Below are 16021 nucleotides of genomic sequence, written 5' to 3' on the forward strand. Positions count from 1 at the left end.
CGGATGGCTGGCCGGATGACTGCATTTCGCCGGGTGGGCATCGACGGGCCCGATTATGGCAGCAACGATCCGCTATGGCAGGCTTGGCTCGACCTCGGCCCGCAGCCCGACGCGACCGGCCAGCCGCCGCGAAATAGTTCGATCCGCGTGATCCTGCAGTCCGTGCGCGCCAATCCGATTCATGTTGAAGGCCAGGCCGACGTCTTCTTCCAGGAACCGATGTTGCTGGCCATGGCGGCAACAACTGTCGACCTTCGCAGGAGTCCGCCCTCGGCGCCGTTTGTCAAAATCGGAAGAGCTCAATTCACACCGCTTGCCATCACTGATTTGGCGCCGTTGCCGGCTGTGCCCGGCGCAGCTGCGACGCCGGCCAGCCCTTCCCGCTATTCCGATTTGCGGGTCGCGCCGAAAACGGCATGGCCGCCACGGCCGCAGGGTTTCGTTCAGATCAACCACGTGTTCGAGCTTGCGGCGCCTCGCCTTCGTGCCACGCGTGGCCGAATTGCGGTCGTCTGCGCGCTGGACATCGAACCGAAACCCGGTACCGGCGACAGCCGCTATGCACTGACCAAACTATTGTCAGTCGAATGGGCGACACCCGGCGACTACATTCGGATCTTCGGCGGACTGTTCATTCGGCGACGGAAAACCGCAAAGCCATTGCCCGGCCATACTAAGGCCTCGGATGCCATCACCTTCGATCTGACGCCCGACGGAATAGAATTCGAGGTCCTCGCGCCCAACCCATTCGGGACTAGCAACAGTGATCGATTGCCATTGCGCCTTCGTCTGGTTCCGATCGCGATCCGCAATGGACTAACCGGTTTGCAACTGGACCTGATCGACGGCAGCCAAACAGCTGCGGAGCCGGCGCCACTAACGAAATTGAAGGCTGGCCTCAACTGGATGTCGCGCGATCTTGCCGAGCGAGGTGGCTGCATCTCGCTTCAGGTCGATACATCAGTCATACCACCGCTGGCTTGGCCGCTGCAGATCAAGGGCGAAGCGCCTGCTCCGATCTGGGTGTGCGACAACCCCGCCGCCGTGCCCGGCGCGGAATTGATTCCGTCCATCCGCCTGCTTGAGGACGCGGTAGCTGCGCGGCTGCTGACGCGTGCGGACTATGATGGCGGCGAAGCCGGCGTCGCCGAGCTGACCGGTCACAGGACCACACTTGCCGCGCGACGCGGCGCCGATCCGGTCGTCCTGACCATCGCATCGCAAGCCGAGCAGCCGCCCCCGCTAGACGATGTTGCCGCAACTTCGCCCACCGTCCTGCTGACATGGAGCGAGGCCGCGCAACCGCCGCTCAATCCGGACAAGATGGAGGTCGGGCCGTTTTCGGGAATTGTCGACGCCGCCCCACTCGCGGTGCGCTTCGGTAGAGTCTGGGCGGCATCCGGCGCCATCGCCAGCGGTACGCGGCCGCCCTATGCGTTCATTGCGCTCGAACGCGGCTGGGTTCAGATGCCGATTCCACCCGCGCCGAAGCCGGACGATCCACCGCCGGTCCGTCTGCTCGCTGCGGGATCGGCATTTCGCGGTTTCCTCCGGCTTGCGATCGCTGCCGACCGCCTCACCGAACGTGCCGACAATCCGGCACTGCCGGGTCTGGAGATCGTCGCCGCGCAACGCGTTAACGTCACCGTGACCTGGAAAAAGCCGCTCGACACCGCGCTGCCGCGCAGCATCGTCGCCAGAGTGGATGCCGCGGCTGGGACGCTTGAAGGCGTATTGTGGGCCGGCGAAGCCAGTCCCTCGCCAACCGAAATCCTGCCGCCGCTCGACAGCGGTCCGGCAGCCTTGACCACCGTTCCAATTTCGTTCGGTGTCAGCGGTCCAACGAACTGGCAAGTCCAGGTGGCGGGCTTCCGTGAAACGGGCGTCGGTTCGATCAGCTTCAAGCTGCCGCTGTTTGCATCGGTTTCGGATCCCCTGCTGGTATGGCGGCCGCATGAAACCCTTGCGCTCGTTTCATCGGTCTCGATGACCCGAACCGCCGAATGCGCGCAGCGGCCGTCGACGACACGCGAGCTGGTTCCGGCCGAAGTGATCGGCGGCCTGACCACACCATTGGTACTGACGTTTGCTGCCGACACCGATGGCAAGACGTCGCGGCTGCCGCGCATTGATGCGCTGCCGTTGAGCACGACCGCCTTTGGCGACGGCCGCTGGCGCTGGCCTTGGCCCGCGCTGCAGGCTGCGGGCGCCGGGCCATATCCGTCATCTCCCGAGGAAAGCGCCGGCGTCGCGCTGGCGTCGCTGACATTGCCCGGCATTGAGTTCGCGCCTGCGGCAGATGCGACCACACCGGTGTCGAGCGACCAAATGCGGGTTTCGCTCCGTTACGACTTGCCGCTGCTCGACGAACTCTTCGCAAATTCTAAGGCGCCGGAGCCGAAAGCGCCGACTTCCGCGGCCACGAAATCACAGTACAGATCGCTAGACGCCGCGCCCGGGAATTCGCAAAGGACCGATACACCGCCAACGGCGCTCGATCTCGCGCGGCTATCCGGTGTGTGGTTCGAAAACGCACGTCGATTGGCGCGCGCACGGACCGAAGCCGATCGCGTCGTGCTTCGAGAACTGGAAGATCAAAACCACAAGCCGGTCGTCGAACTGTGGCATCGATTGAGCGGCGTAACAGACGGTGTCGTTCGTGGCATCGCGGAGCCTTACGTCTGGAAGCCGTCGACGTTCAGCTTCAGCGCCCTCCCCCCGGCACCGAACGTCGGCGTCAATCTGGGCGCGTATCGCCTCGACAAATTCTGGCAGTACGGACCCGCGGCGCTGGCCGGTCTGCCCGACACCAATTTCACGATTCCCACCACGGGCAACGAACTCAAGACAGCGGCAGCGCCGGGTCCCGGCCAGATCAAGGTAAAGGGCTTCGCGGCGTCTTCTTTCCCCGTGACCTTCACGCCACCCGATGCCGCGACGGCCGTGACACAGCCCAATCATCTGCAAGACGCGCGTGGCATGTCACTCGCGCTAATGCCGAATTTGGCCTCGTCTGCATACACCAGCCGGACCGTGGCGCTGCGCGCGGCGCCCGATGACCACGTCCTGATGCTGGCAACGCTGCGCAAGCCGACCAAGGTCATGATCGGTGACATCGGTTGCGATTTCTGGTTCCGCGACCTGCCGCTCAAGCCGGATGCCGACCGGCTGACCTTCGACACCTCCGGTGGTGTTGAAACCGGGCTCGGGCCAGATCCAAGCGCCATCAATCGCAACAGAGTCGCGCGCACGCTGTACGAATGGAGTTTCTTCGGGCCACAGGAAGAAAGATCGCCGGCAGCGCAATCGTCGAAAAAACAACCGAAGCGCGGCCGGTTTGAGTTCGATCTGGCGGGCCCGCTGTCCGCCCGGCCGTTGCGGTTGCTCAGTGTCGACGTCGCTCCCACCGGCGGCGTGCTCCAGTTCGAAATGCTGGTTTCAGTACAGTACAAGTCGCCCCCTTCCGATGACAATGATACCGCGCCATTTGCCGCCGAAACGATCTATGCCACCGGCAACCTCCTGCGGCTGACGTTCGGTCCCGGCTCGATGCCGGATGGAAGTCTTGCCCTGACCAAGATGGTTCGGATCGAGATCAAGGATCCTTCCGATCCGACTATGGCCTCCGACCCGTTCAATCCTCCGTCCAAGGCCGATCCCAAACCCGCAGACAGACCGAAGCCGATTTCCCTGGGGCGGGACGTAGAGGTCTATCATGGGCCAAGCCAAATCCCGTCGCAGCCCTCGAAAACGCGACTGAGCTTCGATTTCCACTTCAGCCGAAACGTCCAGAACAGCAAGCCTGACATCGCGTTGGCCAATCTTCGTGTGCGTTTGTTCGGACAGGACTGCAATCTCGACACCACCGATGCGGGTTTCAACCCGCCGGGACTGACCGCCTCGTTCAACGCACAGCCGGAGAGCGGCACCCTTAACCTCAAAAAGATTCAACTGATTTGGCCGGCGCGCAGCGGTCCGACGCTTTACCTTGCCGACGGCGATCTCACCGTTCCGCTGCGTGACGTGGATAGCCCAGCAGCTTTCAAGCGCAACTTTGCCGACGGCACGTTGCAATGGCTTGGCCTCGGATCTCGCCCCGCCAACGGCGCTGAATCGATCGATCATGAAAACGGGGTAGTCACGATCGACGTCCACGACAGGATCACCGGGCCAGCCGACGGCCAGCAACCGCCGGCGCTTTTCCGCGGCTTCCATCTGCCCGCCGGGACGCTTCACGGCATGGTCGCCGTCGTGTTTCCGAAACGACACGCCGTCGAAGGTCAGAAATGGCCGACATGGCCAACCCCGCCGCTCGGCTCGGCGCTAGTCGAACTCGCGTTTGATGCCGACGTGCCGACCTCGCCGCAGCGGATCACCGCGATCAGGCATCGTCACACCGGCGCCGCGGCTGTCGACGGCAATCCGGTCAGCTGGCGCTCGCGGTTGTTGTTCGATGCCGCGTTTGCAGCACCAGGCCTCGACACCAGTTCGGTTTTGTGGCCAGTCGGCTACGCGACGCCAAGCCGTGTCACCTTTGATCCCGATTCATCCGTCCCGGCGGACTGGCCGACAACACTGACCATGCGCGGTAGCGGCGACCCGCTTACAAAGCTCATGCTCGCGCACAAGGTACAACCCCGGCTTTGCGCCCATGAGTTGCCGACGGACATCCTTGTTGCCGACGGGGACGCAGTCGTGCTTGGCAGTTCATGGTCGTTCCGGGCTGTCGTCGATCACACATTGACACCGATCAAGGGGGGATGGCCGGATGCGCCGGCGGCCCGGGCGCAAGATCCGCTAACATGGACTTCGATCGATGAAGTCATCATGTTCGACATGCACCGGCTCATCGCGTCGGCCAATCTGCCTCCAGATCCGGCGCGCGACCGCTATGCATTCCTCGCGCGGTTCAAGGACGCCGCGCCGGATGCCGACGTTCGCATCGCCGGCGTCGTTCGCCGCGCACTGGCCGATGCAGGCTTTCCCATTGAATATGTGATGCAGGCGCTAAGAGGGACCGTCGCACCGGACTCGCTCATCCTGACCGGCGCCGCGCTTACCGAAGTCGTGACTTCGCTAGAAACGCCGAATCAAGGCGTCATTCTGGTCCCGCAATGGATTTTGCCATGGGCGCCCCTGTCCGGCTCTCCGAGCGGAGACGCGAACGGCGCAGCCGCCCTCGGCATTCTGAAATCCTGTCCGCAAACCCACAATGACAACGGCGACAGTGTCTACAATATTGCGCTTTATGACGCGACGGCCGGCACGCCACGGTCGCTGGAGGGCGCACCGCCCTGCTCGCTTGCCGTACAAGACGGAACGCAAAGTCTGCTTGAAGCACAGATGTCTTCGATCGTTGGTGGCGGCAAGGCTCGTACGAACGTCGCCGTCGATCAGTCTATGCTGGTGCCCAAGACCGCGGCCGTTCCGCCGCTTTCCCGGCCGCTGTTTGCGCGCACGCTGCTGGCGCTGAATGCCGTGGCGAGGGCCTATGGCAAGGCGCTGAGCAGCAATCCGATGTCTTCATTTGCCCGGCGCATCAGCTGCGTGACAGCACGCGAGATCCCGCTCGAAGGCGACCACACTGCCGGAGAAGTCAGGTTTATCGTAACGGCGTGGCCGCCGAATGCGCCGCCCCTTGATTTCCCCGCGCCAGCGGTCACACTCACCGTGACCGACGCAGTATCGGTCTACAACGAGATCCTTCCCGCCGCACTTGCCGCGACGCTGGTTGATTCCACCAGCAATCAGGTGGTTCTTGATGGCAAACAACGCGCCGATGCGTCGATGCGTGCATTCGGGCTGAGCGCAAATCCGCGGGTATCGGTCCTCGCCAGCGTCGACAGCAGCTATCTGACGATTCACGATCCGCAATCGTCGCGCGGCCCGGATTCGCGATCGCAAATCCCGCCGCCACATATTTCCTGGCTAATTACAACGCCTGCAAAGCCGCTCATGACGGAACAGCGACCGCAAGTCCTGCGCAGACTGGCCGACACGATCTATGCGTCGCCGGCATTGGGATGGCCACTGGTCTCGCGCGCCGATGATACCGCGAAAGCGCATGTGAGCCTCGGCGAAGAAGAAGTTCGCCGCAACGAACAACAGGCCTGGGCGGGGCGCGTGCGGAGCATGGCATGGCCAGCCATCGCATGGAGCCGCAGCGCGCTTGCGGATGATGAGATCCAGCACGACATCACCGGCCCGGACTATACTGTCGAGGGCGGCTACCTCCCCGCCGATGCCGCGGAAATGCGCGAGAGCGCCTTCATCTCGAATGGGCAACGGGCTGCATTCCGGCGCCGTGCCGCCAAAAATCTTTGTGCGCCGCCCGACCGGCTATCCATGCTGGCGCCTCCGCGTGCTCGCGCGCCGACCATCGATGCGATCGCCGCGGCATTCGGTCAGGCTCGCAATCCGGTGCCCGAAGGTGGCAAATCGCCCGACCGCGCCGGCCTGGCACCGATGCTCCCGGGCCCGGTCGAAACGACCGTCAGCGGCCAACGGCCCGGGGTCATGCTTACTCAGTTCGAGGGCCTGCTGCTGACATCCTTCATGGTGCCGTTCGACAGGGACTTCAGCCGGTTCGGCCGCCCGGCATGGCGCGGACCCCTCACCCTCCGTCAGGTTCGAGCGCCGCGGTCGTCGGCGCTCCCCGAGATCACCGACCTCGCGATCCGGCGCAAGACCTACGTCTCGATGGATGAAATCCACGCACCGGAGATTTTGAAGACCTTCAAGATTGTCGAAGGGCCGGCACAACTCGTGCGCTTCGAGCGCCTTCCCACAATCGACACGCGGAGCCCGCATGCAGTGACGATCCGCGTGGAGCATCCGGATCATGGCCGCCTTTCGGCGGATTGGGACGGACGAATCCGCCTGATCGTAACCGTGCCAGCGGGTTTGAACGGGCCCGATCCCGCCGCCCACATAGCTCTGGCACGGATCGGCCTGCTTCCTTCACCGGCTGAGATGCGGCGTCCGCGCGTCGAACTCAGGGTTGGGGATGCGGTCGTCGTATTCACCAGAATGATCTGGGGTGAAACGATCAATTACGGCCAAGCGCCGCCGTTCTTTTCAAACGATCCCAAGCCAACACGCTTGATGATTGATTTCAGCATCGAGGGGGCGGCTCGCGACACGGCCCAGCTCGCCGTAGCGCAGGCGCTACGCGATTCCTCGGCGGACACACCGGTGCGGATAACGATCCGCGGTACACGGGCTAGTCATGCGCACAGCGTCGATCCGCTGATGGATGCAGCCGGCTCTGCAATGCTCGAAACCGGGTGTGTCAATCAGCTCTTGCCCGGTCCGCCCAACGTCCTGGTGTTCGACCTGCCGCATATTCCGAGCCGGCAGCGATGGCTGTCCGTCAAGACTTTCACCCTGGTCTTCGGCGACCCGGCGTATGATCGCGAACTCGGCAGTCCCACGGGCAGCGCGCAGGCAGGTATCGGCGACGTGCCGCACGTCCTTGCGGTCGATCGAGCCGAATATGATCCTGCTGCAACCATCCATCTGGCGTTCTGGAAACGGCAGAAAGGCGTTGGCACGCAGATTGAAAAACCTGCGGGTTCCTGGGTGCTGATCGTTCAGGTCGAGCCCACCGACGGAGGACCGTCGCGATCACTGCAAATTGCGGCGACTAAAGCCCAGCCCGCAAATCCCAAATTTCCCGGCTCGCGCTACGTCGTGGACGGATGCGAAACCTATGCGATTCCCCTCCCGGCACTACGAGAGCCCGCTGGTCCGAAAAACCCGTCGGCTGATGTGCCCGCGCAACTGCGAGCCGGGGACCGCGTGCGGATAACGGTGAACAATGAAGCGGGCGACAGTGAACAACTGACGCTGAGCGTCGGCATCATCGCCCTGCCGGTTTTGCCACCGCCGGCAGCCACCTACGGCCTCGCGACGCTGCAACGCCTCGACGCTGCGGTCGGCACGGCGCTGTTTGCGACCGCGCCGCTTCCGCAAAAAATAGAGTTTCCCGATCTGCTCAACGACCTGGTCGCGGGTCACGTTCGACGGCGTGGATTGTTTCTCTGGCCTTTTGCCGGCAATGGCCCGGCCGGCGCGGATTCAGACCACGCGTTCGGATTCCTGATCAAGGTCGATCGAACCGGCGGCGGCCAGTTGCCTGCAGCCAAGGCAGACTTTCAGAAGTCCGAAAGCTGAACCGCGAAGCCCACGCATTCTTAGCCCCTGGAGAAGCAACATGACATACAATCGCGCTAAAGCTCTCGCCTACGCCCGCAAATACTGGACGAAGTCATGCTCCGATCTATACATCGGCGTGCGCGAAGCGACTCCTTACATCAAAGTGCCGAACGGGACGGATTTTGTCCGCACTGACACAAACGAGACAGCGAAGTTGCCCGACGGGAAGGAAATCGACAACGTTGACGATTGCGCCCATTTCCTCTCATGCTGCCTTGGAAAAGAAGCCAATGAAGCCGGTGGCGGATTGCCAATACAGCGCGACTTTCCGACTGCGATTTATGGGGTCATCAGCGCCCGTCGAATGTTCAGTACGCTGTCCGAGGACGGTTTTATTGAGACGATCGTTGAGAAGGCCAGCCACGATCAGGCAGCGAACAAGCTTTCTCAGCTGGCCGCTGGAGATCTGGTCTTCTATTGGGATCCATCGGTGAATGCCTATGGTCATTGCGCAATGTATCTCGCGGATGCCAAAAAGCGAATCGCATGTCACACACGATGCCGATGCGATCAAAGCAACGAAACCGGGCAGGAGTGGAACAGCGTCCTCATCACCAATGTGAAGTACACGCTTGCGCGCATACGGGACGCTGCGCCTCTGGTTGCATAGCTCCAACATCGATCTCTCGGCGTCCAACATTGGAAGCCTTTGGGGAGGTAACTTTGCAAACGATTACGTCATTGCGGTCGGCGCTCGTAGCACGACAGCCCCGGACAGCTCCTAAAGTGCCGCCAATCCACGTCGGCATGCATTTAGCGACAGATCAGCAGCTCATAAGTCAGTTTTACGTTTGGTCCGCCTCGGTGAGGCTCACACTGCGCGCCAGGCTCGCTGCCGGCACAACATTCAAAGCCCGCTTAGGTTGGTTGTCGCGAGATTTTCTTTGATCGCCGGTGCACCATCTTCAGGGCCGCCTTCCGCCGACATGGGACTGTCATCCCATCGCCGGATAGCTCGCCAGCTAGGAGGAGGCTATAGTAAATACAACCTTGGGCTCAAAGATAAGTTTTCTTCAGGAAGCGCAGATCGCCTAGCGCGACCTTTAAAACGCCAGCCGCCGGAATAGCGTCGTCGTGCTTGGCGGGGTTCACCGCTCCGCCAATTGCCCTCAGTTTTCCCGCGTGCGATGGGTCCCGGATCAGGAACGGTTCAACTTGCGGCGCAAGATGGCCGAGATTCTTAAGGCCATAGTCGTTGAGCGATGCTGCAACGTCGCCGGTCGCGCGCCGTGCTTTGAGAAGCATCTCCTTGCAGAACCGCTCGGCGGCATCGCGTATCACTTCGCCGCCCTGCTTGTGCAGGCTGGGATGACCGCCCCGCACGAGGATCTCAGCCTTCATGAATTTCGTCTCAAGGTCGTCGGCGGTGTTTGCGACCGCCGAGCCGTCGGCAGGACTTCGCAGGTCGATCTGAAACAGGCCGATACCCTGATGAAGATACCGCTCGCCCAAATCCTTCCAGGTCTTTTGATCTTGCGTCAGCACGATCACCTGCATCCCGAGATTGATGAGCTCCTCGACCACCATGGCGTTGAAGAAGGCGCGATAATCCTCGTCGCTCGACAGGATGGGATCGTCCAGCACGACAAATCCCGCCTTCTCGTTGACCGCGCGGGCAAGAAAGAGCGCAAGGCCAAGGCAGTGAAGCTGCGACATGCTGAAGACCGCGACAACATCGCGGAACTGCGGGCTGCTCCGGTCGGACGCGGTCGATAGCCCCGCCTTGAAATCAATGGTACGCCGCGCGCCGGGCCGCTGCTTCACGCCGTCGAAGAAGCTATGCTCTTCCGGCCTCAGAATATCCCACCATTTCTGAACGCCGTCGCTGAGGTCGCCGAATTTCTCGTCGAGAACAGTCTCATTCCCCTTATCGATCTGCTTGAGGGCCTGCGCGAGCTCTTTCGCAGCCTCTGCATAAGCGGAGCGTTCGATCATGGCTGACCGCAGCGCTGCGGGATCGCCCGCAAGCTCGATAAGCTCCTGCCATCCGGCTGTCTCACTCTGCGCGTCAACGACGGATTGCAGTCCCGCGCGAAGCTTATCCTCGCAACTGCCGTATGCTGCGAGCGCCAATGCAAAATCGGCGTGGGCTTCCGCGATTGCGCCAAAGCCGTTCTCAAGGGACGCGCACTCGTCAAACCCGTCCATGTCCGCGGCGCACTTCTTCACGAGCCCGCTCGTCCTGCGAAGCGCGGCCACAACGGAGCCCCTCGCGCGAGCAAGAGCCCGGAGCGACGAGAGCCAGGCGGCTATATCGGCTTTTGCACTCTCTCCAAGCAGCCCGCGGATGCGCGCTACCCGGAACCCGCGCGCCCGCCGGAACTTCGAGGGATTGGTGATGAATATCGGCAATGCTTCGCCAAGCGCGCCCTTAAGGCTGGACAGTCCTGTGGCCATCAGGCCGAAAGTTTCGCGGGCTTCCTTCAAAGCCTGCTGGAAGGATTCCGTATCGGCCACACGCTCACGGAGCAGCGCAATCCTCTCGGGGGTCAGCGTGTTGTCGGCCCCGCACAGCGGGCAGTCGATGGGATGCTCCGCCTCGTGCACGGCAGGCAGGGCGAGCGCCTCGCGAAACAAGTTCGCAAGACGGCGCACTTCCGCATCGACTTTCCCGCGCTCCTCCACGAAGCGACGCAGGCTCTCAAACCTTCCGGGCGCGGACGCGGCCCCAGCAGGCAGCGCCTTACGATCAAATCCTTTGAGCGGGAACGTCTTTGCCTGTTTCTCGGCAAGGAGCGCGATGACGCGCGCCTTCCGTTCCTCGTCGCCGGGCGGCGCGGTTTCGCCGCTCGCCCCTATTAGACCCTTGAAGGCGGCGGACAGCGATGCCGTAAGCTCGGCCTCACTCGGCACTTTCAAAAGATACGGCTTCAGCTGTTGCGCCGCCGCCGCGATAGAAGCCGCGAGCATAAACTTGCCGAGAAGCGGATTTGCAGGAGGCGCGATCTCCTTTTCGAGCGCCGCCACCTGGCCACGAAACTCGTCAAGGTCGGTGACCTCGAGCAGCGCCTTGAAATAGCTCGACCTGTCCTGGGGCTTAGCCGAGAACACATAGCCGAGCGTATGCTGTGCCAGAACCGGCGCGCGCAGCGGCGGCTGCGATAGCCGGATGCCGAGCGCCGCGAGGCCACTCTCTGCGCACGCCTTGCCGTCGATGGTCAGCGCCGTGGCGCATTCCTGCTTTTTGCCGTAGTCGGTCGTGAGCGTACGCTTGACGACATATTCCTTGCCGTCGATACCCAGCACCCTCGCCTGAACGAACACCTCCGCGCCTGCGGGCAGATGCGCGTTTCGCAAGGAATCGGCAAACTCGTCCTGGCCGCTCGCCATCAGGGCCCGGCGGACGATCTCGCCGGTCAGCAGGAACTCGACCGCCTCGGCAAGGCTCGTCTTGCCCTGGCTGTTCGGCCCCCAGATCGCTGCGAGGAGCGACGGGAATTCAAGCGTCTGCGGATTCCGTCCGAACGCCCTGAATCCCTGGATCTCAAGCTTGTTGATTTTACACAGGGTCATGCTTGGCCTTCAGCGCGTCAATTCGGTCAAACATCGCTTTGCGCAAGAGCGGGCGCGGGTCACCATCGCCAGCTGCGATGCGGGCGGCAACCAATCCTGCCGCAAGGCTCCCTTCCTTCAAATGCCCCTGTAACCGCGCGAGATTGCTCTGCGGCTCTTCTTCTGACTGTTCTTCCTCGCTCACGCTATTCCCCCAGGCCCGTTTGCAATCTCAGAGCCCCGTACTGAGTTGCCGAAGTATATCACCAGTCGCGCAAACCGCGATCTGCAACTCGGCTTGTTATGAAATTCACCCCATTTTTTTCTCCTTCGTGCGCGCATCCCGCACGTCCTTCTTCTCTCGGCTCTTTCGCACCCTCGTCAGCTCGGGGCCGCAATTGCGTTGCACTCCTCCTCTCCGTTCCAGCCGCAAACGGTGCAGCCCGCGGCCGGGGCGCGTGAACCGGCCCGTACGAAGGCCGCGGCGATCGCGGCCCGAAATGACGGAGGAAAAATGAGAGTGATTTCACAAGCCGAACTTTCGCAGGTAACGCGTCCGGAGCTGATGATGCTCCTTCGGAGGATCGCAGCCGAGCTTCCGTTCGGCGGGATCGGAGGAACTGCGTAACGCTCACGCGAACCTTCAGAATATCCGCAGGGTTCTTGCCGCTCCGAGCTTCAGGCTCGGTTGATCGGGGCACGCGGCAGCCCGGTTTACGGGCTGCCGCGCAATGTCGCCTGCTACATCGCGACTTCCGACAGCGACGTGATCACAGCAAAATCAACGCCGATGGAATCGAAGTGCTTGCGCCCGCAGGCAATCTTCTGGTTCTCCTTCGTCCGCCGCTCCTCGCTGTCCAGCGTGCCTTTTGTCTCCCGGACAAAATAAAGTTTCTCGTCGCGCTCTGTGACGAAGGCCCAGTCGGGATTGTAAGTGCCGATGGGCGTGTCGATCTTGAACCAGGACGGCAGCTTGACGAACAGCTTGACGTTTTCGTTGTGGTCGAGATCGCGAGCGAACTGCCGTTCGACCTCTGAATCATAAACAATCGCGTCGAACAGCGCCTTTTCCCGGTTCTGCACTTCGTAAAGATTGCCGAGATACCGGACGATCCCTTCCTCTGCCTCCTGCTCGATACGGCTCATCTCCCAATGCTGCCCCGCGACCTTCTCGTACCTAATGCCTTCCAGCATGAGGTCGTGCAGGGCGCGGGAGATTTCCTTCGCGACCCCCGCCATGAACGCCTGCGGGTTAATCTTGAATTCGGCGAGCCGCCCGGAGCGTTTCAGGATTTCAGCAAGGGTATGGCGTGTGAGCTCCGTTTCTTTCTGAAGGAAGGCAAGAATATCGGGGAGCACTTTCACTTGCTGCGTCTCCCGCACCCTCGATGAAATCTGCTTATCGGCGGCAACGCCCGCGTCGGTGATCTCGACCTCAACCACGGTAGTCGCAACGCGCGCGGCCTTGATCGGCTCGATCTGCTTGATACGGGCAAGAGCCCTCTCAACGAGGTCCGCGGTCGCGAAGGTCACGCGATAACGCGTACGGTGCTTGATCTTCTCCCACAGCGCCTGGAATTCGAGACTGAGCTGCACTTCCTTGCGGAATTTCAGCGTATGCTCCTCCCGCACGTTGACGATGCGGTTCTTGAACAGCTTGCGGTTCACCTCGTCGATGATTTCCGGCGCGAGCGCCGCAAACTCACCCGATACCTCAAGCTTGAAGTGAGGGTTCTTGGGGTCGAACTTCGCGAGAATATCGCCTGTTGCATTGAGGTAGCCTTTCGCGACGAGCTCGCCCCAGAGCTTCACCGAAGCATCCTGCCCAAGCGCCTTCTCGCTGCCGTCCGGCGCGCGCTGAATGAGCTTTGCGAAGGCGATTTTCTCAACCCTGCCGAACTTGATGCCGAAATCCTCCTCGAATTCGGTTTGCAGCGTGCGAGCGAAATCCTCATAGGATTCGTTCGCAATCACCGTAAGGCGGTTTACGGTCTCGTCGTGGACGCGCTCCCCATCCGCATTGACCGGCAGGCGCAACCCGCGACCAATCTCCTGCCGTTTGCGCTCGACCGACTGTGATTCATTCAACGTGCAAATCTGGAAGACGTTGGGGTTATCCCATCCCTCGCGCAGTGCGGAATGCGAGAAGATGAAGCGCAGTGCGACGTTGGGGTCGAGGAGCCGCTCCTTGTCGCGCATGATGAGGCTGTAGGTGTCATCATCGTCCACAGTGTTGCCGCGCGTATCCTTCGCGCGACCCTGCTTGTCCTGCGAGAAATAGCCGTTGTGCACCTCTGCAACATCGAATGGAATGAGGCCCTTGTAGATCGGCTTCGCCGTCAACTCCTTGTAAGCCTCCTCGAACCATCGGCCGATCTTGCCAAGGCTGGTGGAACCATCCTCGTTGTAAACGCGGTAGTTCGCGACCCTGTCGATGAAAAACAGCGACAAGACTTTAATACCCTTTCCATTAAGGGCGCGTTCTTTCCTGAGATGCTGCTCGACGGTCTCCCAGACTTGGGCCTTCATGACGTCTTCGCCGAGCCCGCCGACTTCCTGACCAAGCTCAAGGAAGCGACCCTGATTGAACTCGATATATTCCGCGCCCGGCGTGCAGTCGATATTCTGCACGATATATCCGTCATGGTAGGCATCGCGCTCGTCTGACTTCACGAAAAGATCGTCACCCTGCTTCACCCAAAGCTTCGTAGCTTTGGGTCCGGAAGTACCTTCCTTGTGAATCTCGATCTGCGCCTTGATGCCATTCTTGTTGTCCGTTTTCAGAAGCTTGACATAAGCATCATTGAAATTGTCGTCGGACCGGATGGACGCAACCTCGATACGCTTCACAAGGCGAAGGTCGTACGCCTTGACCGGGTCAAGCTTGTAGACAAGATTGTAAGGATTGCGGTGCGTCGCACTGTAGCGCAGCGTCACCATGGGGTTGAGGTTCGCGATGGCACGCCGGGATTTGTCGGTTGTGTCGACGCTCTGCGGCTCGTCGAGAAGAACGATGGGGCAAGCAGCCTGAATGAACTCAATCGGCCTTCTCCCAGACATGCGATCATTCTCGCGGTTGATGACGTTGAGCTTCTTGAGCTCGTCCTCTGTCATCTCCGACAAATCCTTGTCGGCAACATCCTTCTGGAAGGACTGGATGTTTATGACCATGATCTGAATTTGATTGCTGGTCGCGAACTGACGCACTTTGCCGAGCCGCTTCGAGTCGTAGACGAAATGATCGAACGGCACGTTATCGAAGAGCGTATGAAAATGCTCCTTCGTGACATCGATGCTCTTCAGCACGCCTTCGCGGATGGCAACGCTCGGCACCACGATGATGAACTTCTTGAAGCCGTAGGTTTTGTTCAGCTCGAAGATCGTCCGCAGATAGACGTAGGTCTTGCCGGTTCCCGTCTCCATCTCAACTGAGAATTCACGACCGGCCAATTCAGCGATCTTCTCGATCTCATTTGCTTCCTGGATGGTCTGAATGTTGGCGAGAATCTGGTCATCGCCGATGGTGAGCTGATTGCCGAGGCCAAGCTCCGTCTGGAACAACCCGCCTATCTGAAGCGCTTGCATTGCCATAGCGCCGGTCTGCACAAAGGGCTGCCCCTCAAACGCGCCAACGACGGCATTCACTGCGTCCTGCTGATATTGCAGGGATGGGTCAAACTTAAGTTTCATTCTGCGACCTCCGCGAACAAGATGCGCTCAGGCGGAAATGTCTGAAGCCACGTAATCCATGCCTTTAAGAAGGCGAGAAAGGTCTCTTCGTCGAAGATCGCGATCCGGTAGCCGTCGCCATTCTCGTGCTTGCTCAGAAATCCGAGATAGACCAATCGCTCCCCCGCGGTCTCGTGACCGTTCCTGTTGAGATAGACGACGTTACCGTGCGCGAGTGCGTTGCGAATGGTTCGAAGGACCGTGTTTGCGTCCTTCGATTCGGTCGAGGTAAGAGGATGCTGTCCGGCAGCGTCTCGCCAGTGGACGGAATCTTCTGCGCTGTTCACGATCTTTGCGTAGCGAAAGAAAGCGGGCTTTGCGCTAGTCCAAAACGCGGCCTCGGCAAAAGCCTGCTTCTTAAGGGCCTCAACTGCTTCATACAGCTTTTCCTCGGGCGCACCGAGCGGATGCGCCTTCTCCACCATTCGGGCGAACGGGATATTGAATGCAGCGCTGGCGACAAGGAGCGCGAAAGACCCGAGCAAGTCTGCACTACGCGCCGGCCCCTCCAGCATATCAAGGAGCTGGCGGCAGCGCGCGGGATAGTCGGTTACAAAGCGATCAGGAACACCCATGACCAGTC

The 16021-nt window shown here is 61.1% G+C and carries 6 protein-coding genes; 2 read left to right on the forward strand and 4 right to left on the reverse strand.

Annotated elements, in window-relative coordinates:
• The first annotated feature begins 15 nt into the window (after window positions 1-15).
• The gene (locus HP556_RS10605) at window positions 16-8175 is read left to right on the forward strand and encodes a hypothetical protein (protein WP_246297595.1); all 8160 of its coding nucleotides are present in this window, start codon (window positions 16-18) and stop codon (window positions 8173-8175) included.
• A gap of 40 nt (window positions 8176-8215) precedes the next feature.
• The gene (locus tag HP556_RS10610) at window positions 8216-8827 is read left to right on the forward strand and encodes an amidase domain-containing protein (RefSeq protein WP_175366971.1); all 612 of its coding nucleotides are present in this window, start codon (window positions 8216-8218) and stop codon (window positions 8825-8827) included.
• Between the two features lie 386 nt (window positions 8828-9213).
• Here the strand turns inward: HP556_RS10610 and HP556_RS10615 are convergent, their stop codons facing one another.
• From HP556_RS10615 to HP556_RS10630, 4 genes are all read right to left on the reverse strand, one after another.
• A complete protein-coding gene (locus HP556_RS10615) occupies window positions 9214-11730 on the reverse strand; it encodes an AAA family ATPase (protein ID WP_175366972.1) in 2517 nt (838 codons plus the stop codon).
• Window positions 11717-11914 carry a hypothetical protein gene (locus tag HP556_RS10620; protein ID WP_175366973.1) on the reverse strand — a complete coding sequence of 66 codons (198 nt, stop codon included), beginning with the start codon at window positions 11912-11914 and terminating at the stop codon, window positions 11717-11719. Before HP556_RS10620 ends, HP556_RS10615 begins: the two co-directional genes overlap by 14 nt.
• Before the next feature lie 536 nt (window positions 11915-12450).
• Window positions 12451-15399 (reverse strand): type III restriction-modification system endonuclease, encoded by a 2949-nt coding sequence (locus tag HP556_RS10625; RefSeq protein ID WP_175366974.1) that lies wholly within the window; start codon window positions 15397-15399, stop codon window positions 12451-12453.
• Window positions 15396-16013, reverse strand: a complete 618-nt coding sequence (locus tag HP556_RS10630) for a hypothetical protein (protein WP_175366975.1) — start codon at window positions 16011-16013, stop codon at window positions 15396-15398. Before HP556_RS10630 ends, HP556_RS10625 begins: the two co-directional genes overlap by 4 nt.
• Window positions 16014-16021: the final 8 nt, after the last annotated feature.

The organism is Tardiphaga robiniae (assembly GCF_013359755.1).
GTDB classification, from domain to species: domain Bacteria; phylum Pseudomonadota; class Alphaproteobacteria; order Rhizobiales; family Xanthobacteraceae; genus Tardiphaga; species Tardiphaga robiniae.

Excerpts from the sequence above, each read along its gene's own strand:
- HP556_RS10605 (WP_246297595.1), top strand. The coding sequence starts at position 16 with ATGACTGCATTTCGCCGGGTGGGCATCGACGGGCCCGATTATGGCAGC.
- HP556_RS10610 (WP_175366971.1), top strand. The coding sequence starts at position 8,216 with ATGACATACAATCGCGCTAAAGCTCTCGCCTACGCCCGCAAATACTGG.
- HP556_RS10615 (WP_175366972.1), bottom strand. The coding sequence starts at position 11,730 with ATGACCCTGTGTAAAATCAACAAGCTTGAGATCCAGGGATTCAGGGCG.
- HP556_RS10625 (WP_175366974.1), bottom strand. The coding sequence starts at position 15,399 with ATGAAACTTAAGTTTGACCCATCCCTGCAATATCAGCAGGACGCAGTG.
- HP556_RS10630 (WP_175366975.1), bottom strand. The coding sequence starts at position 16,013 with ATGGGTGTTCCTGATCGCTTTGTAACCGACTATCCCGCGCGCTGCCGC.